This window comes from Aminobacterium colombiense DSM 12261 (genome assembly GCF_000025885.1).
Lineage (GTDB): Bacteria > Synergistota > Synergistia > Synergistales > Aminobacteriaceae > Aminobacterium > Aminobacterium colombiense.
Window position 1 is genome coordinate 1095459 of record NC_014011.1, and the last position, 21313, is coordinate 1116771.

A 21313-nucleotide genomic window follows, 5' to 3' on the forward strand; every position below is an offset into this window, starting at 1 on the left:
TTATTGCGTTTAAACATCAAAGGAGGCCTTCGCGCTATGCGATTAACAGAACTCTCTAAAACAAGTGGCTGAGCAGCCAAAATAGGTCCGGCGGACCTGGAAAAGATTTTGCGGGATCTCCCTCCCGTAAAAGATGACCGTATTATTTCGACATGGGCATCAGGAGAAGATGCGGCTCTTTGGATCATTGATCAGAAGCGTCTTGGCATATTGACCCTGGATTTTATAACACCTATTGTGGATAACCCAAGAAAATGGGGGGAAATCGCTGCGTGCAACTCCATAAGCGATGTTTTCGCCATGGGTGGACGTCCGATAGTGGCCCTAAATATCGTGGGCTTCCCTGTTAAAAAACTTGATATAGAGGTATTGCGGCAAGTTCTGGAAGGCGGCTACGCAAAAGTCAGGGAAGCAGGGGCTTTTCTAGTAGGAGGCCATAGTGTAGAAGACGATGAACCTAAATATGGCCTTGCGGTGTATGGAGAAGTGTCCAGAGATCATCCATGGCAAGTTATAGGATCCATGCCAGAAGACGCCCTAATACTGACAAAGCCGGTAGGGACAGGCGTTATAGCTACTGGAATCAAAGCGGACATGATCGAAGATCCTATGGGACCAGAGGAAGCCATACGCTGGATGACAACACTGAACAATGTTCCCCTTGTTCTTCCGCAGCACCTTCTTGATGAGGTTCATGCCTGTACAGATGTAACAGGTTTTGGCCTAATAGGTCATGCCCTTGATATGCTTTCAACCAAAGAACTGAATCTATGTCTCGGCCTTCATAATGTTCCTCTTCTTCCCGGGGTCATAGAGCTGGCAGAGAGCGGGCTCGTACCTGCAGGAACGTATAACAACAGAATCCAGTACGAGAATAGTGTTGTCGAAATTGAAACTTTGCAGGAAGAAAGGGTCGACATGCTTTATGATGCCCAGACATCAGGCGGATTGCTTCTCTCCGTTCACAAAGATCATGTGCCGGCGGTGATAGCCGCTTTAAAAGAAGCTGGTTTCGAAAAAACTGAATGTATCGGTTATTTCAAGAAAGGGCAGGGACAGATTGAAATTGTCCATAACGTTTAGTAATATAAGACTATAGCATGACTTTTAATTAAACTCCCTCATTAAAATGAGGGAGTTTCAAAGGGGCTCTACTCTATGCGCAAAACTTTATCATCTCATCATAGCTACATTTTATTGACTCTTTCCTTGGCGCTTTTCTGTGCAATGCTCGGAGTTGGAGTTATCAGCCCTATTTTGCCGATTTACGCATCAAAGCTTGGTGCAAGCGGAATCCTCATGGGGTTAATATTCGGAACTTTCCCTTTTGCAAGAACTGGGGGAATGATACTAAGCAGTGAACTTGCAGAACGTTTTGATAGAAAACGTTTGCTAAGTGCCGGTTTGCTAGTCTATTCACTAGCATCTTTGGCTTATATTCATGCGGAAACAACTGAATCCCTTATTACGATCCGTTTTTTCCACGGACTTGGCTCCGCCTTTGTCGTTCCTATTGCTATGGCTATAGGTGCGGATATTGCGGAAAAGGGTAAAGAGGGAGTCTTTTTCGGCACCTTGCAGGGAGCGCATTTTCTGGGGATTGGTTTTGGTCCCCTTATCAGTGGTGTCCTTACAGACCATTTCGGGTGGCATGTTCCTTTTTACTTTATGACAGCTCTCACTGCTTTAGCTCTAGTTATGGTTATCAAAAAACTCCCCGTAGAGCTGACTGCCAAACCTTCTTCCAGCGGCCAAATGCTTTCTTCTATTGGTGGAATGATAAGGAACTCTGCCCTTCGTACATGTTTTTATTACCAATTCTGCTTTGCCATGTGTCGGGGCACAATGCTCATGGCCATTCCCCTTATGGCGGCCGGTTTGTCCCTATCCTTCTCACAAATAGGAATAATATTATCTCTGAACTCTCTTACAACTGGTGTACTGCAAAGATATTTCGGGAAACTCGCAGACAAGATATCCCGGTATAACCTGATCATCATAGGGGGTATCATTTCGGGGATAGTTTTTATGATCATTCCTTTTTTCAATACTTTCATAGGACTCACAGTGGCAAGTGTAATTTTCGGCGTAGGACATGCTCTTTCGTCGCCATCCCTTGCAGCTATCGCTGCAGAAAACAGTTTCATGTTTGGCAGCGGCAGGACCATGGGTGTATTTAACATTTTCTTTAGTCTCGGCTTGATGACCGGCCCAGTTCTCAATGGTTTTGTAGTTCAATCAACTCTTTCTCTCAGTCCCTTCCATGTGTTAGCTGTTTTTATTTTTTCAGCCACAATTCCCTTCCTCTTTCTTATAAAAAAGAAAGAAGTATCTACTGTGGAAAACGTTGATTAACTTCCACCCGAGGAAGCCGCGTTCCAAATCGCCAAGTATTGATCGTACAGAGAAAGAATAATATCTTGTCCAATATCAGGATATTCCAATAGGACAACACCAAGGCTTTTACTCTCTAAAAGCACTTTATGAATAGAGACCGGGCTTTTCATATCAAATAGCACCGGGACGTTGTTCTTTCGGCATTCCTCGATTTTTTGTTTAAGGCCATCCAGAGAGTCTCCTTTGGCCCACTCCTTCCAAAGCTCATCCTCTGGATGAAGAATCTCGCATTGCGCTGCACGTAAAAACTCAACGAAGCCCTTGGAGAGGTTGAAAACCTTTTTCCCTTTTAGCAACTGCCGTCCAAGAAGGACAGTACTCTCAAGACGCCCTTGGAACTCGGCCAGCCGACGTTGATAGAAAAAGTAATGTTCATGATCAAGACTCGAAAAAATGTTCATAATCCTTTGTGCTATAAAAGGGAGGACTGATGGGTCTGTAAAATATGTGTCCGCCTCTTCGTAAGAAAAAGGCAGATGTGTATATAGAACAAAAAGATTCTTCTGAGATGACTGGATGCCATATTTCAGTGCCTCATCATAATCTAAAGCAATAAAATGGCTGCCAGCGGGAACTTTTTTTATAGAAAGCTTATTTATTCCACCATCTTCTGCCCATTGGCCTAATGGCTTAACATTGATGAAAACACCTCCCATAAAATTAGCAACTACAGAAAGCCATGGAGAAGTTATCCATACGTCCATGGCAAAGACTTCGGAAGAAAAGGAAAACAGACAGAAGAGCAACAGCAAAAATCTTGCCGCACCCTTTCGAAACCGAGAAATTCCTGGGTTAGCTTTCTTTTTCACAGATAACCACGTCATTCTTGCCATCTATTTCTTCTACACGTACTTCCACTATTTCGTTGGAAGATGTGGGAACCTTTTTGCCGCAATAATCAGGCTGGATTGGAAGCTCCCTATGCCCACGATCAATAAGGACAGCCAGCTGAACAACTGATGGGCGCCCTAAATCCATAAGGGCGTCGAGGGCAGCGCGGACTGTTCGTCCCGTGTAGATCACATCATCCACTAAAACCACTTTTGCTCCGTTCACATCGAAGGGAATAGACGTGCTTTGAACAACCGGCTGTTCATGAAGGAGGGTGAGGTCATCCCTGTAAAGCGTTATGTCAAGTTCGCCAGCAGGTATTTTTACCTTTTCCTGTTTTTTAAACAAATTCTGGAGATGCTTGGCCAAAAAAACGCCGCGTCTTTGAATACCTACTAAAGCTATATTCTCTGTTCCTCTGTTTTTTTCAATAATTTCATTGACGATTCGTTTGAAAACCCTTTCCATATCGTCGCTGTTCATAATTATTGCTTTTTCCCTGAGCATTTCCAAGGCCCTCCATAATGGTTATTTTTTACACCCCAAACCTACCTGTTTCAACGCTCGCTGCGCCGCTAGAGTTTCCGCTACTTTAATAGAATGCCCCTGGCCGCTCCCGTAAAGCTGCCCATCTATTTTAAGCTGAACTGTAAAAATCGGCATGTGAGGGGGGCCTTCTGTTGAAATAACCACATAACAGGGCTGCCCTAAACCTCTTTTTTGTGTTTCTTCCTGTATGAGAGATTTTGGGTCGCTATTCTTGTCATAAGCGTTAATGTTCGATTGGAAAAAAAGATATCTCCGCACAACGTTTTGGGCTGCCGCAAATCCGCCATCTGAAAAAACTGCACCTAATACAGCTTCAGACGTATCAGCAATTATAGACGCACTCGCTCCTTGCTGTTCTAGGCCCTTTCCCAAACGGATGATCTGTGGCAACCCTATGGATTTTCCCCATACTGATAATGCATTTTTGCAAACAAGATTTGAACGGTATCGAGTGAGGGTACCCTCGTCAACATCAGGATATCCGTTAAAAAGATTAGCTGAAACAATTAATTCAAGAACAGCGTCTCCCAAAAACTCTAAACGCTCGTTATGAAAATGGAGGCCCTTTTCATGTGCATAAGAAGCATGGGTTAGGGCCTCCTGGAGAATTTCCTTTTTTGAAAAAAGGTACCCTAACCGTTCCTGGAAGGAGGCAAGCTCTCGTTGCCACCATTGCTCCCTCTCTGATAAGCTCCCTTTCAAAATTTTACCCCTCGAATTTCTGGATTGCTACAACTGCGTTATGCCCGCCAAAACCAAAGCTATTAACGAGAAGACGGGCGACATCTTTAGAAACGGCCTCTGTCCCCACAACATTAATAGCGCACTCTGGATCTGGAGTTTCATAGTTTCTTGTTGGATGAATAACTCCCTCTGCAATTGTCTGGATTGCGGCTATGGTTTCAAGGGCTCCTGCTGCTCCCAAACAGTGTCCTATCATAGATTTTGTTGAGTTAACGTGAACTTTCGGCGTATGGTCGCCAAAAACAGTATTTATTGCCATGGCTTCCATTTTATCATTGAGCTCTGTCGATGTCCCATGGGCATTGATATAGTCTACATCTTCAGGAAGCCATTTTGCCTGACGCATGGCCTGGCGCATAGCTCTTACAGCTCCATCACCCTGGGGGTCTGGCGCCGTTATGTGGCTCGCATCGCATGTAGAGCCATATCCCACTATCTCGCCATAGATCGTAGCTCCTCTTTTTTTGGCATGCTCGAGCTCTTCTAAAACAAGAACCCCTGCCCCTTCTCCCATAACGAACCCGTCACGATCCTTATCAAAAGGACGAGATGCGCGTTCTGGTTCGTCATTTCGAGTAGAGAGAGCTTTCATTGCCGCAAAACCAGCTATGCTTATGGAACGAAGGGCTGCTTCTGTCCCTCCAGCTAGAATAATGTCAGCATCATCACGCAATATGGAGTAATATGCTTCGCCAATGCTATTCGTTCCAGTGGCACAAGCTGTAACAACACACATATTGGGGCCCTTGGCACCATATCTGATAGCCACATAGGCCGTTGACATATTACTGATCATCATAGGGATAAAGAAGGGACTTACCCGTCTTGGTCCTTTTTCAATAAGGGTCTGAAAGTTGTTAAATGTGGTTTCAATACCCCCCTGACCTGTTCCAATATAAACTCCGAATCTATTCGAATCCAGGCTCGTTACATCCAGATGGGCATCCTCAACTGCAAGATCTGCAGCAGCAACGGCAAAATGAATTACCCGATCCGATCGTTTTGCCTCTTTTTTGTCAAGCCAAAGTGTTGGGTCAAAATCTTTTATCTCGGCGCCAAAGGTTACCGGGAGATCACTGGCATCAAATGTGGAAAAAGGTAAAACTCCGTTTTTCCCTTCTTTAAGAGCCTGCCAAAAGTTTTCCCTACCATTCGCGATTGGGCTGACAAGACCAAGCCCTGTGATAACTACCCTTCTCAAATTATGTCACTCCTCACCGTTCAGGGATAGGGCGTTTCATTGTTTTGGAAGGCCGGAGGATGTTAAAATCTTTCCCCTCCGGCCTTTACGATGCATTTATTGTGTTTATTCTTCCACTCCAAGCTTATCGAGGGTATACTTCATAGCTTCCCCTACGGAAGTGAGCTTTTCTGCATCCTCATCAGGAATCTCGATGTCAAACTCTTCCTCTATACCCATAATGAGCTCAACAATGTCAAGAGAATCTGCCCCAAGATCTTCTACAAAGGATGCCTCAGGGACGATCTGGCTTTCTTCTACGTCTAGTCTATCGATGATTATTTCTTTCAGATGGGCAATTACTTCGTCTTTCTTCATTCTCTTTCACCCCCTTCCAAACTCTTAATTCAAATATAAAATGTCTTTAACACATGGTCATGCCGCCATCGACGGCTAACACCTGTCCTGTAATATATGCTGCATCATCACTGGCAAAAAAAGCTGCAGCTTTCGCTATATCCTCGGGTATTCCTACTCTATTCAGTGGGATCTGAGACAGCATAATCTGTTTTATCTCTTCTTTCAAGATAGCGGTCATATCTGTTTCAATAAATCCCGGTGCTATGGCATTGACTGTAATGCCCCTCCCTCCGTATTCTCTTGCAATAGCCTTTGAAAAGCCTATTATGCCTGCCTTTGAAGCACAGTAGTTTGACTGGCCGGGGTTTCCAATGAGCCCTACAACTGATGAAATATTAATTATTCGCCCCCACCTGGCTTTTACCATTTTCTTAAGGGCCTGTTTAGAACAGCGATATACGGATGTCAGATTGGCTGAAATAACGCTATCCCAATCATCATCCTTCATGCGCATAAGAAGATTGTCCCGGGTTACACCTGCGTTGTTAACAAGTATTTCCACAGGCCCAAGCTCTTTTTCAATCTCTGAAAACAGAGCCTCTACCTGATCTGCAAATGTAACGTTACATTTTACCGCCAGGCTCTTAACGCCAAAGGTTGACATTTTTTCACATATTTTCATCGCTTCGTTTTCGCTTCTGTTATAACTAATGGCTACATTATTCCCTCGAGAGGCAAGTTCCAGTGCAATAGCACTCCCTATGCCCCGTCCACCTCCTGTTACAAGAGCAACCCTTCCAGACATTTTACGCGGCACCTCCCTCGTTAAACAGAGCGGCTATAATCCGCAAATCCTCTTCATTCATAGCCGAATAGGTTTTCAGCCCCTTCTGGCATCTTTTAATAAGTCCAGCCAGAACTGTTCCTGGACCTAATTCCAGGTAAGTGTCAACTTCTTGTGAAGCCATATATAAAACCGAATCTGCCCATAGGACAGGACTATAGGTCTGATGAAAAAGTGCCTTTTGAATATCTTCCACTGTAAAAACAGGCTGGGCCGAAACATTAGCAACTATGGGGCAGTGTGGAAGATTCCACTGGCATTTTTCAAAAGCCTTTTGCAACTGATCCGCTACGGGCACCATCAAATTGCTATGGAAGGGAGCACTCACCTTCAACATAACGGCTTTACGCGCTCCCTGGACCTTCGCCTCTTCAACCGCCTTTTCTACAAAAGATGTTTCTCCGGAAATAACTACCTGCCCAGGAGAATTGAAATTCGCGGCCTGGCATTCTTTGTTCGGAGCAACCCTTCGGCAAACCTCTTCGACCACATCAGGCTCTAGCCCTATGAGGGCAGCCATTGCCCCCTTACCCTCAGGAACAGCCTCCTGCATCAGGGATCCTCGCAAATGGACTAGGCGAACTCCATCTTCCAGGGAAAGGGCTCCTGCGGCAACAAGGGCCGTATATTCTCCAAGGCTGTGTCCCGCAAGAAATGCCGGCTTTAACGATACACCCATGCTCTCTGTCAAAACCCTATATGCGGCAATGCTTGCAGTTAAAATAGCAGGTTGAGTAAAAGCCGTAAGGGTCAATTTCTCTTCGGGTCCTTCAAATATGAGCTGGCTTAATTTGAAATTGAGGGCATGGTCAGCTTTTTGAAAAACGTCTCGTGCGGCATCAAAAGTATCATATAAACTTTTCCCCATACCGACTTCCTGAGCCCCTTGGCCAGGAAAAACCAGAGCATATCTCACAGTAGACACCTCGTTTCCCTAAAACACAAAATGAGGGAGCTTAGCTATAACGCCAGCAGCTTCGTCAAACATGGCATGTATAATTTCCGCAGCTGGTTTAATGTCATTGATCATGGCAGAGCTTTGCCCGGCCATAAGAGACCCCCACTCAACGTCGCCATTAACCACCGCCGCCCTCAGCCTTCCAGTGCCAAGTTTTTCTATTTCCTCTATTGATGCTCCTGCTGATTCAAGTTCTTCAAAACGTGATGTTAGTTTATTTTTTAGACAACGTACAGGGTGCCCGGTAGGCCTACCCGTTACTACATTGCTTCTGTCACGAGCCTTTATAATAGCCTCTTTGTAATTCTGATGAACTGAACACTCAGAACAGCATACCATCCTGGTTCCCACCTGAACTCCCTCAGCGCCAAGACAGAAAGCGGCGGCTACTCCACGTCCATCCGCTATTCCACCTGCCGCTATAACTGGAATTCCAAGTGCATCCACTACTTGAGGCACGAGAACCATCGTAGTCGTATCTCCAACGTGTCCCCCCGCTTCTGTTCCTTCTGCCACAACAGCGTCAGCACCTTGTTTTTCCACCCGTTTAGCCTGAGCTACTGATGCGACAACAGGGATAACTACCGTCCCGAGAGGTTTTAATCTATCGATAACTTTCCCCGGACTTCCCGCACCAGTGGTCACTATGGGGACACGGTGTTTTTCTGCAAGTTCCAGTGCATCATCCGCGGTAGGAGACATAAGCATAATATTGAGCCCAAAAGGCTTATCTGTAAGCTGCCTTATCCGCACGAGTTCCTGGTCGAGAATTTCTGGAGGCATATTAGCTGCCCCGATAAGTCCTATCCCTCCGCCATTGCTCACAGCTGCGGCAAGGGCCGAATTTGCTACCCAGGCCATGCCTCCCTGTATGAGTGGATATTTCACCCCAAGAATTCGCGTTACTCTATTTTCCCAAACCAAAATTTTCACCTCACATCTCATACAGTATAGAGCCGTATGTCATGCCCGCTCCAAAACTTGTCAACACCATTTTATGTCCTTTTTTCACTTGCCCGCTCTCAAAAAGTTCGGCAAGGACAAGAAAAATAGAAGCCGCAGATGTGTTTCCGTAACGATCAAGATTTATCCATGTTTTTTCAGGTTCAGCATCAAGGCGCTTCATCACTCCGTCTACTATGCGAAGATTGGCCTGATGGAACAGCCACCAATCGATTTCTGCCGGTTGAATATTTTCAGCTCGAACAAACTCCTTTAAAAAGGTTGGAATAACCTGGTTCACAAACTTAAAGACCTCGTTCCCTTTCATATGGACATAATGCAAACCCTCTTTAAGGGTCTTTTCTGAGGCTGGATTTTCAACAACCCCACCAGGGAAAATAATGAGGTCTGACTTTGTTCCGTCTGACCTAAGATCAGATGAGATAAACCGACCTTGCCCAGCATGGGCTGAACCAAGAACTACCGCTCCGGCACCATCTCCGAAAAGCACACACGTATTGCGATCCTGCCAATTTATAATTCTGGAAAGCACTTCTGCTCCCACAACTAGAACCTTGTCCCAAAGCCCGCAGGAAATGCCGGTTGCAGCCACAGTAAGAGCATACACACACCCTGTGCATCCAGACTGGAGGTCAAAGGCTCCAGCACGAGAAGCATTTAGTTTTCCCTGCACTTTAGGTGCTACTCCAGGAAACACCGTATCCGGGGAGTTTGTCGCCACAATGACCATGTCTAGTTCAGATGGTGATACGCCGCTTTTTTCAAGAGCCGCTAAAGAAGCTTTATACGCTAAATCGCTTGTCAATTCTCCTTCTGATGCGATATGTCTCTCCCGAATACCTGAACGCTCCTGTATCCACTCATCACTCGTATCGACTATTTTTGAAAGATCGTCGTTTGTCAATGTTTTTTCTGGAACATACATTCCCGTTCCAAGAATAGCGACATCACGACCATGAAACTGCCCCATAATATAATTAAACCTCCTTGTGAAGCTCATTCGTTATATGTTCGACGCCCTTTTGCAGAACAAAGTTTCTCGCCACTCTAATCGCACTCGCAACAGCTGGGGCTTTCGAACGGCCATGAGCTTTAATTACAACTCCTTTTACGCCGAGAAGAGGTGTTCCTCCATGCTTTTCGTAATCGAACCGGCCCCATAAACTTTTAAGCATGGGGACCATGAAAACCATGCCTATTTTAGGCAATATTCTTCGTCCCATCTCTTCTTTGGCAATTGAATAAACAGCCTGAATAACGCCCTCAGCAAATTTCAAGACCACGTTTCCAGAAAATCCATCACAAACCACAACATCAGCCTTACTGAAAGGAACTTCGTCACCTTCCACGTATCCTGTAAAATTTAAGGAGCTAACTTTTAACATTTCCTTTGCGCTTGCTATAACTTCGTCTCCCTTAATATCTTCAGAACCATTAGAAAGCAGAGCTATTTCTGGGGAAGGCACCCCTAAGATATATTTTGAGTAGATATTACCCATTAAAGCGAATTGATAAAGATTAATAGGCTTTGCTCGAACAGTAGCTCCCACATCTAAAAGGAAAGTATATTTATTCAGAGTCGGCATGGCCACTCCTAATGCGGGGCGGTCAATTCCGGATATACGACCTACGACAAGAACACCACCAGCAACGATAGCCCCCGTGTTCCCAGCTGAAACACACCCCTGGGCTTCACCGCTTCTAGCCATTTCCATGGCCAGCCGGAGGCTGGAATGTCGTTTTTGTCGTATGCTTCTGCTCGGATGTTCATCCATGGAAATATATTCTTCCGTATGGACCACAGAAAGTCTTCGGCGTACATCATCAGCCGCCTGATCTATAATAGGTTCAATTTGTGCACGATTTCCCACAAGAATGATTTCAAGATCGCTAAATTCCCTACAGGCTAAAATAGCCCCTTTACAGGGCTCATGTGGAGCATTGTCTCCCCCCATTGCATCAAGAGCCAACAACATGGCAAATTGCCTCCCCTCTTAACTCTTCATCTCGAGGGAGTCGATGACCACAGCGATAAAACGGCCGACAAAAATTTCTTGATCTCCTACCCGAGTCCTGACACTGACTATATATTTGTTGTCTTTATGAACACCGACTTTAGCGCGTGCGATCAGTACGTCCCCAACTTTGGCGTGGCTTTTATACTCGCCTCTCATTGAATCGATTATAACCATATCTGCTTCAACGACAGCAATCGCTATTGAACTCGCCTGGGAGTATATATAATGATCACATACATAATCTGTATGGCGGAAAGCCATCTCTTTTTTTGTCTGAAGAACTGATAAAGCCCATTTATTGGGCTCAAGTTCGAGAAGATCGCCTACCACTTCACTTTGTTTTAATGAGCGCAGCTTGCTCGTAGCACGCTGAGCCATATTTATGGTGCGCTCTCTCAATTCTGGCACACCAAGGAGAGCTCGATCAAGGCGAATAGTGCTAACACTAGCTGACAAGGCATCAGCCAATTCTTTATCCGTATAAAGCGGATTTTGCTCTAGGAGTTTTAATAATTTCCCTTGCCGTTGTTTCTTCTTTTTTGAACGAATTACCAACGACCTCCAATCTTACTTATGACCAGGTACCAACATCTGATCTGATGACTTGGTCAGTATAATATGTTTCTCAAGGGAGGTCAAGAAAAAAATAACGGAGAGCAATTTCCTCTCCGTTATAAACTTTCTTAGAAATTTCTAAGGGTTTTATATATGCCTTTTAGGCCTCTTCCACTGTTTCTTCAGCTGTTGTCTTAATAACCTTACGGCTACGATAATAACCACACTCGGGACAAGCTCTGTAGGTCATGATCATTTCACCGCAATGAGGGCACGTAGTAAGACCTGGCATAGAGGCAGATCCAAGCCAATTTGCTTTTCTTTTATGGGTACGTGCATGAGAAACTCTGCTTTTCGGCGTTGCCATATCAGTTCCCCTCCTTTTCTTTAAGCTTCCAAATCGTCTTCTTTCATTTTCAACAGGTCTGAGAGCCTGGGATCTATAGCCTGGCGGTTACAGCCGCAGTCCCCTTCGTTAAGAGATGCTCCGCAAATAGGACAAAGCCCCTTGCACTCCTCTCTGCAAAGGGGATGGAGCGGAAGGCTTAAAATAAGACTCTCCCACACCTGGGGAGTAATATCCAGTCTGTTTTCTAAAGAATCCACAAGCACTATATGTTCGTCAGCTTCCTGTTCACGACCTGACGATACAAAATCCCGCAAAGAGTAAAGATACATGAAATGCGTCCGTAATGCAATATCTGTTAGCTCAAGACAGCGAACACAGGGAACTGAAATCGTTGCCTCTAGATCTATTTCAACCATAACTGACTGATCAGCCCAGCGCGCATGAGCGTTGACCTGAAATGGAGAAATAAAAGTAAATTCTTCCTGAGCAAAAAATAACGGCTCCTTGAGTTCCACATTCCAGGAAGCATCTACAACTTCCGGACCTTCCTCTCGATCTGGAAGAAGAATCCAGAACGACCAGTCAGAAGGCAGATCAGTTATCGCCATGCTGCACCATCCTCCCGTCTTCTCTTACTTTGATACTATATCCCTGGTATCACGGGCAATAACAAGCTCTTCGTTTGTGGGGATGACAAGCACCTTGACTCTGGAATCGTCGGTGCTGATTACCGCTTCTTTCCCTCGGACATTATTCTTCTCTGAATCGATCTTAATGCCAAGGAATTCCATATTCTTACAAACCATTTCTCTGGCCCTGGCACTATTTTCTCCAATTCCAGCAGTAAATACAAGCGCATCTATACCGCCCATAGCTGCGGCATAGGCGCCAACATACTTTTTAATGCCGTAATAGAGCATGGATTCAGCAAGCTCTGCCCGTTTATTTCCCTTCGCCGCTTCTTCTTCTATGTCCCGAAGATCGCTGCTTATTCCTGAAATGCCAAGAAGGCCGCTTTCTTTGTTCAGAATATGATTCATTGCTTTCGGGTCAATATCTTCCTGCTCAGCAAGGAACGTAAGAAGCTGGGGGTCGACATCTCCGGCGCGAGTTCCCATAATAACGCCGGGAAGCGGGCTGAAACCCATGCTTGTGTCGATGGATTTGCCGCCATCGACAGCCGTAATGGAACTTCCATTCCCTAAATGGCATGTTACAATCTTCAGATCTTTAACATCTCTCCCTAAAAACTCAGCCGCTCTGTAGGAAACATAGAAATGGCTTGTTCCATGAAAACCATATCGGCGAACTTTATACTTTTCATAGTAGTGATATGGGACTCCGTACATAAATGCCCGACCCGGCATTGTCTGATGGAAAGCTGTATCAAAAACACCAACCTGAGGAACATTGGGAAGAGCTTCCTGCATAGCTTCGATGCCCATAAGATTTGCCGGATTATGAAGAGGGGCAAGAGGCACACATTCCTGAAGAGCATCGATAACTTCTTTGTTTATCATGACAGAATAGGCGAACTTCTCTCCCGCATGAACTACCCTATGTCCGACCGCATTGAGCTCGTCTAGACTTTTCAGCACACCGTGTTCTGTGCTGAGCAAGGCCTCAAGTACATGTTTGATAGCTACTTTGTGGTTATTAATTTCAATGTTTTTAATTACAGGATCCATTCCAGTCTTAGAATGCTTAATACGAGAACCTTCAATCCCAATACGCTCTACCAGCCCCTTGGCTAGAACGGCCTCTGTTTCCATATCAAAAAGCTGATACTTTAAAGACGAGCTTCCGCAATTAAGAACTAGTATTTTCATTGTTTCTAGATTCCTCCCTCTTCTTGACCTGATAGAATTCTACAGGGTATCTTTATAAATATATAGATCATATAACTTTAAGAAAGTGTGATAAACCATGAGCAACAACATTGTTGGCATCATCGCAGAGTATAACCCACTGCATAATGGGCATGTATTCCAATTGGAAGAGGCTGCTCGAAGAGCAGAAGCTTCAGGAATAGTTGTTGTTCTCTCTTCCCACTTCACCCAAAGAGGAGAACCCTCTTTTATTGATAAATGGCAGCGCACTGCCCTGGCCCTTCAGGCAGGAGCAGATATTGTCTTAGAACTGCCAGTTTTTTTCTCGTGCCATAATGCCGGAGTTTTCGCCGCAGGAGCGGTAGATATTCTGGCAGCATGCCACACTGTTACCCATCTATCTTTTGGCATGGAAAATCATTGCAGTGATTTGTCTGCAATCCTTGACATTCTAATTCACGAACCTGATCCTTTCAAGAGACAACTCCGCCGTTATCTGGATAAAGGGTACTCATATGTAAAAGCGCGAGCAATGGCTATGGATGAAATGATCCCATTATCTGGTTCCATTCTTTCTCTCCCCAACAATTCTCTCGCTCTGGCCTACCTTCTCCACTCCAGAAAAAAGGGATACCCCTTCCAGCCCCTTCCCATAGAGAGGAAGGGGGCGGATTTCCATGATGAAAAGAGCTGCGGCAAATGGGCCAGCGCATCTGCCATCAGAAAAGCATATAGTGATGGAAGGATCTCTGATGTACACATGGCCCTCCCCCTCTACTCCCGTCTGGTCCTTGAAAGAACCTTGGAGGAAGGAAGGATCGTTTTTTCTGCCCAAAATCTCTGGCCCTTCCTTCAGACAAGCCTTCTGCGGAGCTCACAGGAAGAAATTTCTCGTACGGCGGAAATGAAAGAAGGGCTTGAAAATCTATTTCTCAAGCTAGCTGCCACGAGTTCTTCATGGAAAGAATTCATTTCAAAGGGCACCTCTAAGCGCTATACCATGGGGACGCTCCAGCGCCTCGCAATCCATTACCTATTAGGTATCTCCCATTGGGAGAACAGAGCATGGCAGCGATTAGGCCCTCAATATATTCGCGTACTCGGATTTTCACAAAAGGGGCAGAAAATGCTGAGGGATATGAGAAAAAGGTCTACACTACCTATTATAACAAGGGGGCACATGCCGCCCTCCCAGGGGATTGGAAGCCGGCTCCTACAACTGGAACACTTTGCCTCCATATTGTGGGAGCATCTTGTCCCATCTCCTCTATTCAACCAGGAAATAAAGGCAAAGCCTCTTCAGACAGAGAGCTCCTTCCTTGACCTTAATTAACTATGGAAGGGTCTCGGAAAACGTTCTCGAAGCCGCCTATACACTCCCGGAGGCACCATTTCCTGAATGGGTCCTCCAAAGTGGAAGATCTCTTTAACGGCATGGCTTGAAAGATAGGAATACTTTGCGTCAGTCACAATAAAAAGGGTTTCTATATCTGGGGCAAGCTGCCTATTCATAAGCGCAAGCTGAAATTCATACTCGAAATCAGAAAGAGCCCGGAGGCCGCGTATAATGACACGGCTTCTCTCTTGCCGCGAAAAATCTACAAGAAGCCCCTCAAAGAAACTCACTTTGACATTAGGTAAATGGCTTAGAGCCTCTCTCGCCATGGCCTGCCGCTCCTCCACACTAAACGTTGCCTTTTTTTGAGGGTTAAGCAACACACTTACTACGAGTTCGTCAAAAAGAGCTGCCGCTCGCTCTGCAATGTAGATGTGCCCATTGGTAATGGGGTCGAAAGAACCTGGATAGACAGCTCGCATGGGGCGTCTCATGAAATGGCCTCCTTCTTTTTTAGAAAGGTGAGTATGGTGTCTCCGTAAGTGCGACGATCAATCACTACAAAATCTCCTTCAAGTATATCAAGAGGTTCATGAATAGAATGTTCTATAATAATATCTCCTTCATTTTTGATTATAGAATTTCTCTCTTTTAACAACTGAAGGATCTTTCTAGGCCATCCTTCTTCGTAAGGAGGATCTGCGAAAATAATATCAAAAGAGTAGTTTTTCTTCTCTAGCCACTGGAGGGCCCTTCGAATATCCATAGAAAGTACAATATAGTTATTCTCCATGCCTATTCTTATGTTTTTACGGATAGCTGCAGCCCTTTTTTGCAGTAATTCCACTTCAACCACAGCAAACGCTCCACGCTCATAGGCCTCAAGCCCCACCCTACCTGTTCCGGCGAAGAGATCAAGGAAGGTCAAACCATGAAGGGGCCCCAAAATATTAAACAAAGCCTGAAGGACCTTAGATGAAGTGGGACGAACATCTTTCATTTGGAACTCTCCATGACAAAAGGTTTAATGTCAAGGACCGGGGTTCCGTCAATAGCATCAAGCCCTTTAACAACAAGCACCGCTCCTTCTCTTCTGACCAGGCGGCAACGAGTAGCCCCAAGAAAATTTGGACGACGGGGGGAACATGTGGAAAAAACCCCCCGTAAGGGACGGCTGGCATCTCCTCTTGGATGGACCACAAAAGGAAAGGATGAAGACCTATGAAAGCGGAAAATAACCAGAATATCCTGTGGATCCTTTAAATCTTCGAAAGCTGGAAGATAGAAGGAATCAAGAACGATACGAGACTCATGATCTTTGAACATGTCAGGAGAAACAGGATTCTTCATTGAGGATCGTACAACCCCCACAGGGCTTAATGCAAAACCTTTCATGAATGGTCCTTTGCCTGTGAAAGATGCTCTGCCAGACAATATATAGATTGTTTCAATGCAGGGGTACGAAAAGCAGTACAATTAGGGTCAAGTTTAATAAGGGTCTCTTTTTCCCCTTTAACTAACTTTAAAAAGAAGCGTTGCTCGAAGCCTCCATCAGAAGCTATTGTTTCCAGCAAAAAGGACTCCCCTGAAGACATGTAATAATTCTTATAGGTCCAATGGCAATCCCCCGCTTTCCCCTCTAATCCATTAAGGACTTGAAGTTGAGAGGGAGTCCAGGTAACGTTTCCAATTTTTGTGTGCATAACATTTTCCTCCTTGATGAGGCGATCTACAGTAAATTTTTCTTTCTTCTCTATCTGGACGAGGAAGATATCTTTTCCCTGGGCAAGCCATTTTCTTTCGTACTTCGTAGTTACTGAACGGTGGGGATTCTTCTCGTAAGCATAAAGGGCAAGGGCCTGATGATCAGAGAGAACGGCTTTGACTTCATCTGCATACCACTCTTCGTCGGTTACCAGTTCAAAAACACCGCCACGACAAAGAACGGCGGCAAGCATATCCGCAAAGCCCGAGTATGTTACTCGCCGCTTTCCATGGCGGGATTTAGGCCATGGACATGGGAAGTTCATATATACTTTATGAATAGTTTCATCCTGAAAACATTCTCGAAGCAGAAAACGCGCATCGCCGCACATGAGAAATAAATTTTTTATTCCAAGGTTTCGTATTCTTTTTGCCGCTTTTAACACGCAGGTCTGAGAAACCTCTATACCCCAAAAAGTATCTTCCCCATGGGAACGGGCCATATATACCGGAAACTCCCCGTTGCCAAAGCCTATTTCTACCACATGTTTTCCTGTACCATAGGATGATAGGTCAAAGGGAATATCTATACCTTCTGGCCGAACAATCACATTCTCTAACGCTACTGAATCCACAGGCATCAACGCCTCCTCAACCTTAATTCACACTCGTAAAAAAGCAAATAAATTATAGCAGTCTTTTCATTAAATGCAGCGTTGACATACTAAGAAAATGTATCTACCATTTGTTATTACTATAACATTTTGTAGCTACTACAACATTGACAGCACCTTTCATTATGATAATATCAAACACAAAAGAAGGTCTGGTTTTACCATCGTTTTAATGGAAATAAAGTTTTTAAATATGGGTTTTTACAAATGTTTTTCCTTCTCCTGAACTTATTTTTAGCAATTAATTGTTATTATATTTCAATAGAGACACAATTATTCTGGGATACCAGAAGTATAAGGGCTCTTTATTGAAAAAAACAGAGGGGGTACATGAATGGTGGCTAAGCAGTGGAAGACGATGGATGGAAACACCGCGGCAGCGCATGTTTCCTACGCGTTCACTGAGGTTGCTGCTATCTATCCCATCACTCCTTCTTCTCCTATGGCAGAAGAGATTGATGAGTGGGCAGCACATGGTTTGAAAAATATTTTTGGCAGAACAGTTGATGTGGTTGAGCTTCAATCAGAAGCTGGCGCAGCAGGTGCAGTACACGGTTCTCTTTCGGCAGGTTCTTTAACGACAACCTTCACAGCTTCACAGGGACTCTTGTTAATGCTTCCCAACATGTATAAAATTGCCGGCGAACTTTTGCCGGGGGTTTTTGATGTTACTGCCAGGGCTGTAGCAGGTCACGCTCTTTCAATCTTTGGTGACCACAGCGACGTGACAGCATGCCGCGCTACCGGTTTCGGATTCCTCGCTTCTGGTAGTGTACAGGAAGTTATGGACCTGACAGGAGTTGCACACCTTGCTTCCATTAAGGCAAGCATTCCCTTCGTTAACTTTTTTGACGGGTTCAGGACTTCTCATGAGATTCAAAAAGTCGAAGTTATGAACTATGACGATCTGGCTAAAATTGTTGACTGGGATGCGATAAAACGCTTTAAAGCCCGTGGGTTAAACCCGGAGCGTCCTTATCAGAAAGGTACCGCACAGAACCCAGATATTTACTTCCAGGCCAAAGAAGCGGCAAACAGATTCTACACAGACCTTCCTGACATCGTTGAAGGCTACATGCAGGAAATAAAAAAAATAACAGGAAGAGAATATCATCCCTTTAACTACTACGGAGCACCTGACGCAGACCGCATAATCGTTCTTATGGGTTCAGCCTGCATGGCTGCAGAAGAAACAGTGGATTACCTTAACGCAAGAGGAGAGAAAGTGGGAGTTATAGCTGTACACCTGTATCGACCTTTCTCCGCAAAATACTTCTTCAACGTTCTTCCCAACTCAGTCAAAAAAATTGCCGTACTCGACAGAACGAAAGAACAGGGCGCACTTGGCGAACCTCTTTACGAAGATGTCTGTACGCTTTTCTACGATAGAGCAGATAGACCGGTTATCGTTGGTGGCCGCTATGGCCTTGGTTCTAAAGATACTACTCCAGCACAGATCAAGGCAGTATTTGATAATCTGAAGGCAGATGAGCCCAGAAACCACTTTACCATTGGTATCGTTGATGATGTAACCCACACTTCCCTTGAAGTGAACGAAAACATTAATGCAGCTCCTGAAGGAACCATCCGCTGCAAGTTCTGGGGACTTGGCTCTGACGGTACTGTAGGCGCTAATAAAAACTCCATTAAGATCATCGGCGATAACACTGACATGTACGCTCAGGGATATTTCGCCTATGATTCTAAAAAATCTGGCGGCGTAACGATCTCCCACCTTCGTTTCGGGAAAAAACCGATTCGTTCTACCTATCTCATTGACGAAGCGGACTTCATCGCTTGCCACAAACAGGAGTACGTTTACCTTTACGACGTTCTTGCCGGTCTTAAAAAAGGCGGGACATTCCTTCTTAATACCCAGTGGACAACCTTAGAAGAACTTGAAAAGAACCTTCCTGGAAATGTAAAGAAATATCTTGCCGAAAATGAAATAGAACTATACGTACTAAACGGCATTGACCTCGGAATGGAAATTGGCCTAGGCAACAGAATCAATATGATCATGCAGTCAGCCTTCTTCAAACTGGCCAAAGTCATTCCTCTTGACGATGCCGTGAAATATATGAAGGATGCCATTTTAGAAACATATGGTCTGAAGGGTGAAAAGATCGTTGAGATGAACTACAAAGCAGTAGATGCAGGAATAGGCGCCCTTATTAAAATAGACGTTCCTGCAAGCTGGGAAAATGCAGAAGAGAGCTGCTGTGGCTGTAGCAAAGATAGCGACAGACCTGATTTCATTAAAAACGTCTGTGACGTTATCAACCGCCAGGAAGGCGACAAACTTCCTGTCAGCGCATTCTTAGGCAGAGAAGACGGTAGCTTCCCCTCAGGGACATCCGCATACGAAAAACGCGGCGTAGCCGTTAATATTCCTGAGTGGCTCAAAGACAAATGCATCCAGTGCAACCAGTGCGCTATGGTCTGCCCCCACGCAGCCATCCGCCCGGTTCTTCTTGATGAAGAAGAAAAGAAAAATGCACCTGCGACCTTCGCTACAGTTGAAGCCAAGGGCAAAGAATTTGCGGGACTTTCCTTCCGCATGCAGGTTTCTTCCCTTGACTGCCTTGGCTGCGGAAACTGCGTAGACATCTGCCCCGTAAGCGCTCTTGAAATGAAACCTCTCGCCTCTCAGACAGAGGCGGAAGTTCCCAACTGGGATTACTCTGTCACAGTAACAGACAAGTCACATCTCACCAACAAGAGCACTGTGAAGGGGAGTCAGTTCTCTCAGCCGCTGTTCGAGTTTTCCGGCGCGTGTGCTGGCTGCGGAGAAACACCCTATGCCAAACTGATCACCCAGCTTTACGGTGATCGCATGCTCATCGCTAACGCCACAGGTTGCTCCTCCATCTGGGGCGGCTCTGCTCCAAGCATGCCCTACACAAAGAACGCAAAGGGTCAGGGCCCAGCATGGGGCAACTCCCTCTTCGAAGATAACGCTGAATATGGATACGGCATGTATCTTTCCGTCAAGAACAGCGTGAAGGCCCTTGCGGAAAGTGTCAGAAAACTGCTCGCCCTTGACATCCCCGCGGATGTTAAAGCTGTTTTTGAAGAGTGGCTTGAAAATAAAAATGACGGAGATAAGTCCAAGGTGACAGCTGAAAAGGTTTATGCCATTCTTGACAAAGACCTTGGAAACGCCGAAGCAAATGCGCTGCTCGCCAAAATAGCCGAGAGCAAAGACTATCTTGTGAAAAAGTCTGTGTGGATCTTCGGCGGCGACGGCTGGGCATATGACATCGGATTTGGCGGACTTGACCACGTTCTCGCCTCTGGCGAAGACGTAAACGTATTTGTATTCGACACTGAAGTTTACTCGAATACAGGCGGACAGTCCTCAAAAGCCACTCCTACCGCCGCTGTAGCTAAATTCGCTGCTTCCGGCAAGAGGGTCAAGAAAAAGGACCTCGGCCATATCGCCATGACCTATGGCTATGTCTATGTTGCCCAGGTAGCTATGGGAGCAGATAAGAACCAGCTTATGAAGGCTATTACTGAAGCTGAAGCCTATAACGGACCTTCCCTCATCATCGGCTACGCTCCATGCATCAATCACGGCATTAAGGTTGGCATGGGCAAATCCCAGGCTCAGGAGAAAAAGGCTGTTGAGGCGGGATACTGGCACCTGTATCGTTTCAACCCGCTCCTCAAAGAAGCTGGCAAGAACCCCTTCGTTCTTGACTCCAAGGAACCCAAGGCAGACTTCAAAGAGTTCCTTATGAGCGAGGTTCGATACGCTTCTCTGGCTAAATCCTTCCCGGATGTCGCTGAGTCTCTCTTCGAGAAGGCGGCGGAAGACGCCAAGGATAGATATGAATCTTACAAACAGCTTGCTGAAATGGGAAAAGAAGCTGTTAAAACAGAAGCATAACCCATAAATAATCAAGCAAAAGGCCGTTCCTCAGCGGGCGGCCTTTTTTATTGCTTTACAGAGAATGTATAATAGAAAGACGCCATGAAAGCTTGACCTTCACTGGTATATTAGGTAAAATACCCAA

Annotated in this window: 22 protein-coding genes; 4 read left to right on the forward strand and 18 right to left on the reverse strand. The window is 45.3% G+C overall.

Features of this window, described 5'->3' with window-relative positions; genetic code table 11:
* Window positions 1-36 precede the first annotated feature (36 nt).
* Both selD and AMICO_RS05405 read left to right on the forward strand, forming a co-directional pair.
* On the forward strand, window positions 37-1083 hold the full coding sequence (gene selD, locus AMICO_RS05400) for a selenide, water dikinase SelD (protein WP_083775780.1): 1047 nt from the start codon (window positions 37-39) through the stop codon (window positions 1081-1083).
* Window positions 1084-1158: 75 nt separating this feature from the next.
* Entirely contained in the window at window positions 1159-2355 is a 1197-nt protein-coding gene (locus AMICO_RS05405; RefSeq protein WP_013048444.1) for an MFS transporter, read from the forward strand.
* Here the strand turns inward: AMICO_RS05405 and AMICO_RS05410 are convergent.
* From AMICO_RS05410 to AMICO_RS05475, 14 genes are all read right to left on the reverse strand, one after another.
* Entirely contained in the window at window positions 2352-3206 is an 855-nt protein-coding gene (locus AMICO_RS05410; protein ID WP_013048445.1) for a hypothetical protein, read from the reverse strand. The genes AMICO_RS05405 and AMICO_RS05410 overlap by 4 nt on opposite strands.
* Window positions 3190-3735: a bifunctional pyr operon transcriptional regulator/uracil phosphoribosyltransferase PyrR gene (gene pyrR, locus AMICO_RS05415; RefSeq protein WP_013048446.1), complete on the reverse strand. Its 546-nt coding sequence runs from the start codon at window positions 3733-3735 to the stop codon at window positions 3190-3192. The genes AMICO_RS05410 and pyrR overlap by 17 nt, the downstream gene beginning before the upstream one ends.
* Window positions 3736-3756: 21 nt before the next feature.
* Window positions 3757-4479 carry a ribonuclease III gene (rnc, locus tag AMICO_RS05420; RefSeq protein ID WP_013048447.1) on the reverse strand — a complete coding sequence of 241 codons (723 nt, stop codon included), beginning with the start codon at window positions 4477-4479 and terminating at the stop codon, window positions 3757-3759.
* 4 nt (window positions 4480-4483) lie between these two features.
* Window positions 4484-5722 (reverse strand): beta-ketoacyl-ACP synthase II, encoded by a 1239-nt coding sequence (fabF, locus tag AMICO_RS05425; protein WP_013048448.1) that lies wholly within the window; start codon window positions 5720-5722, stop codon window positions 4484-4486.
* A gap of 105 nt (window positions 5723-5827) precedes the next feature.
* Complete coding sequence (gene acpP / locus AMICO_RS05430) at window positions 5828-6079, reverse strand: acyl carrier protein (protein WP_013048449.1); 252 nt, start codon at window positions 6077-6079, stop codon at window positions 5828-5830.
* Window positions 6080-6125: 46 nt separating this feature from the next.
* Window positions 6126-6866, reverse strand: a complete 741-nt coding sequence (gene fabG, locus AMICO_RS05435; protein WP_013048450.1) for a 3-oxoacyl-[acyl-carrier-protein] reductase — start codon at window positions 6864-6866, stop codon at window positions 6126-6128.
* A gap of 1 nt (window position 6867) precedes the next feature.
* Window positions 6868-7821: an ACP S-malonyltransferase gene (fabD, locus tag AMICO_RS05440; RefSeq protein WP_013048451.1), complete on the reverse strand. Its 954-nt coding sequence runs from the start codon at window positions 7819-7821 to the stop codon at window positions 6868-6870.
* A gap of 18 nt (window positions 7822-7839) precedes the next feature.
* Entirely contained in the window at window positions 7840-8787 is a 948-nt protein-coding gene (locus AMICO_RS05445; protein WP_013048452.1) for a nitronate monooxygenase, read from the reverse strand.
* A 10-nt stretch (window positions 8788-8797) separates the two neighbouring features.
* Window positions 8798-9796 carry a beta-ketoacyl-ACP synthase III gene (locus AMICO_RS05450; protein ID WP_013048453.1) on the reverse strand — a complete coding sequence of 333 codons (999 nt, stop codon included), beginning with the start codon at window positions 9794-9796 and terminating at the stop codon, window positions 8798-8800.
* A gap of 7 nt (window positions 9797-9803) precedes the next feature.
* Window positions 9804-10802, reverse strand: a complete 999-nt coding sequence (plsX, locus tag AMICO_RS05455; RefSeq protein ID WP_013048454.1) for a phosphate acyltransferase PlsX — start codon at window positions 10800-10802, stop codon at window positions 9804-9806.
* A gap of 18 nt (window positions 10803-10820) precedes the next feature.
* Window positions 10821-11399, reverse strand: coding sequence for a transcription factor FapR (gene fapR, locus AMICO_RS05460; protein WP_013048455.1), 579 nt, complete (start codon window positions 11397-11399; stop codon window positions 10821-10823).
* A 160-nt stretch (window positions 11400-11559) separates the two neighbouring features.
* On the reverse strand, window positions 11560-11766 hold the full coding sequence (gene rpmF / locus AMICO_RS05465) for a 50S ribosomal protein L32 (protein ID WP_013048456.1): 207 nt from the start codon (window positions 11764-11766) through the stop codon (window positions 11560-11562).
* A 20-nt stretch (window positions 11767-11786) separates the two neighbouring features.
* Entirely contained in the window at window positions 11787-12356 is a 570-nt protein-coding gene (locus AMICO_RS05470) for a YceD family protein (protein WP_013048457.1), read from the reverse strand.
* Window positions 12357-12380: 24 nt separating this feature from the next.
* Window positions 12381-13577 carry an acetate/propionate family kinase gene (locus tag AMICO_RS05475; RefSeq protein WP_013048458.1) on the reverse strand — a complete coding sequence of 399 codons (1197 nt, stop codon included), beginning with the start codon at window positions 13575-13577 and terminating at the stop codon, window positions 12381-12383.
* Window positions 13578-13674: 97 nt separating this feature from the next.
* On the opposite strand from AMICO_RS05475, the gene AMICO_RS05480 reads away from it, so the two are divergent.
* The gene (locus AMICO_RS05480; protein ID WP_013048459.1) at window positions 13675-14910 is read left to right on the forward strand and encodes a tRNA(Met) cytidine acetate ligase; all 1236 of its coding nucleotides are present in this window, start codon (window positions 13675-13677) and stop codon (window positions 14908-14910) included.
* Here the strand turns inward: AMICO_RS05480 and coaD are convergent.
* Genes coaD through trmB form a run of 4 tightly spaced genes read right to left on the reverse strand, consistent with a single transcriptional unit; the run spans window position 14907 to window position 17252 of the window.
* Window positions 14907-15407, reverse strand: coding sequence for a pantetheine-phosphate adenylyltransferase (gene coaD, locus AMICO_RS05485; RefSeq protein ID WP_013048460.1), 501 nt, complete (start codon window positions 15405-15407; stop codon window positions 14907-14909). The genes AMICO_RS05480 and coaD overlap by 4 nt on opposite strands.
* Window positions 15404-15913, reverse strand: a complete 510-nt coding sequence (locus tag AMICO_RS05490) for an RsmD family RNA methyltransferase (protein WP_013048461.1) — start codon at window positions 15911-15913, stop codon at window positions 15404-15406. The genes coaD and AMICO_RS05490 overlap by 4 nt, the downstream gene beginning before the upstream one ends.
* Window positions 15910-16308 carry a tRNA (N6-threonylcarbamoyladenosine(37)-N6)-methyltransferase TrmO gene (gene tsaA, locus AMICO_RS05495; protein ID WP_013048462.1) on the reverse strand — a complete coding sequence of 133 codons (399 nt, stop codon included), beginning with the start codon at window positions 16306-16308 and terminating at the stop codon, window positions 15910-15912. Before tsaA ends, AMICO_RS05490 begins: the two co-directional genes overlap by 4 nt.
* Entirely contained in the window at window positions 16305-17252 is a 948-nt protein-coding gene (trmB, locus tag AMICO_RS05500) for a tRNA (guanosine(46)-N7)-methyltransferase TrmB (protein ID WP_169302803.1), read from the reverse strand. Before trmB ends, tsaA begins: the two co-directional genes overlap by 4 nt.
* A 373-nt stretch (window positions 17253-17625) precedes the next feature.
* Here trmB and nifJ point away from each other — a divergent pair, with 373 nt between their 5' ends.
* Window positions 17626-21186: a pyruvate:ferredoxin (flavodoxin) oxidoreductase gene (gene nifJ, locus AMICO_RS05505; RefSeq protein ID WP_013048464.1), complete on the forward strand. Its 3561-nt coding sequence runs from the start codon at window positions 17626-17628 to the stop codon at window positions 21184-21186.
* Window positions 21187-21313: the final 127 nt, after the last annotated feature.

What these genes read in the sequence shown, in the direction of transcription:
- fabG (WP_013048450.1), bottom strand. Translation starts at nt 6,866, where the DNA reads ATGTCTGGAAGGGTTGCTCTTGTAACAGGAGGTGGACGGGGCATAGGG.
- coaD (WP_013048460.1), bottom strand. Translation starts at nt 15,407, where the DNA reads ATGAGACGCCCCATGCGAGCTGTCTATCCAGGTTCTTTCGACCCCATT.
- AMICO_RS05405 (WP_013048444.1), top strand. Translation starts at nt 1,159, where the DNA reads ATGCGCAAAACTTTATCATCTCATCATAGCTACATTTTATTGACTCTT.
- AMICO_RS05470 (WP_013048457.1), bottom strand. Translation starts at nt 12,356, where the DNA reads ATGGCGATAACTGATCTGCCTTCTGACTGGTCGTTCTGGATTCTTCTT.
- acpP (WP_013048449.1), bottom strand. Translation starts at nt 6,079, where the DNA reads ATGAAGAAAGACGAAGTAATTGCCCATCTGAAAGAAATAATCATCGAT.
- pyrR (WP_013048446.1), bottom strand. Translation starts at nt 3,735, where the DNA reads ATGCTCAGGGAAAAAGCAATAATTATGAACAGCGACGATATGGAAAGG.
- plsX (WP_013048454.1), bottom strand. Translation starts at nt 10,802, where the DNA reads ATGTTGTTGGCTCTTGATGCAATGGGGGGAGACAATGCTCCACATGAG.
- tsaA (WP_013048462.1), bottom strand. Translation starts at nt 16,308, where the DNA reads ATGAAAGGTTTTGCATTAAGCCCTGTGGGGGTTGTACGATCCTCAATG.
- AMICO_RS05480 (WP_013048459.1), top strand. Translation starts at nt 13,675, where the DNA reads ATGAGCAACAACATTGTTGGCATCATCGCAGAGTATAACCCACTGCAT.
- AMICO_RS05475 (WP_013048458.1), bottom strand. Translation starts at nt 13,577, where the DNA reads ATGAAAATACTAGTTCTTAATTGCGGAAGCTCGTCTTTAAAGTATCAG.
- AMICO_RS05490 (WP_013048461.1), bottom strand. Translation starts at nt 15,913, where the DNA reads ATGAAAGATGTTCGTCCCACTTCATCTAAGGTCCTTCAGGCTTTGTTT.
- nifJ (WP_013048464.1), top strand. Translation starts at nt 17,626, where the DNA reads ATGGTGGCTAAGCAGTGGAAGACGATGGATGGAAACACCGCGGCAGCG.
- rpmF (WP_013048456.1), bottom strand. Translation starts at nt 11,766, where the DNA reads ATGGCAACGCCGAAAAGCAGAGTTTCTCATGCACGTACCCATAAAAGA.
- AMICO_RS05450 (WP_013048453.1), bottom strand. Translation starts at nt 9,796, where the DNA reads ATGGGGCAGTTTCATGGTCGTGATGTCGCTATTCTTGGAACGGGAATG.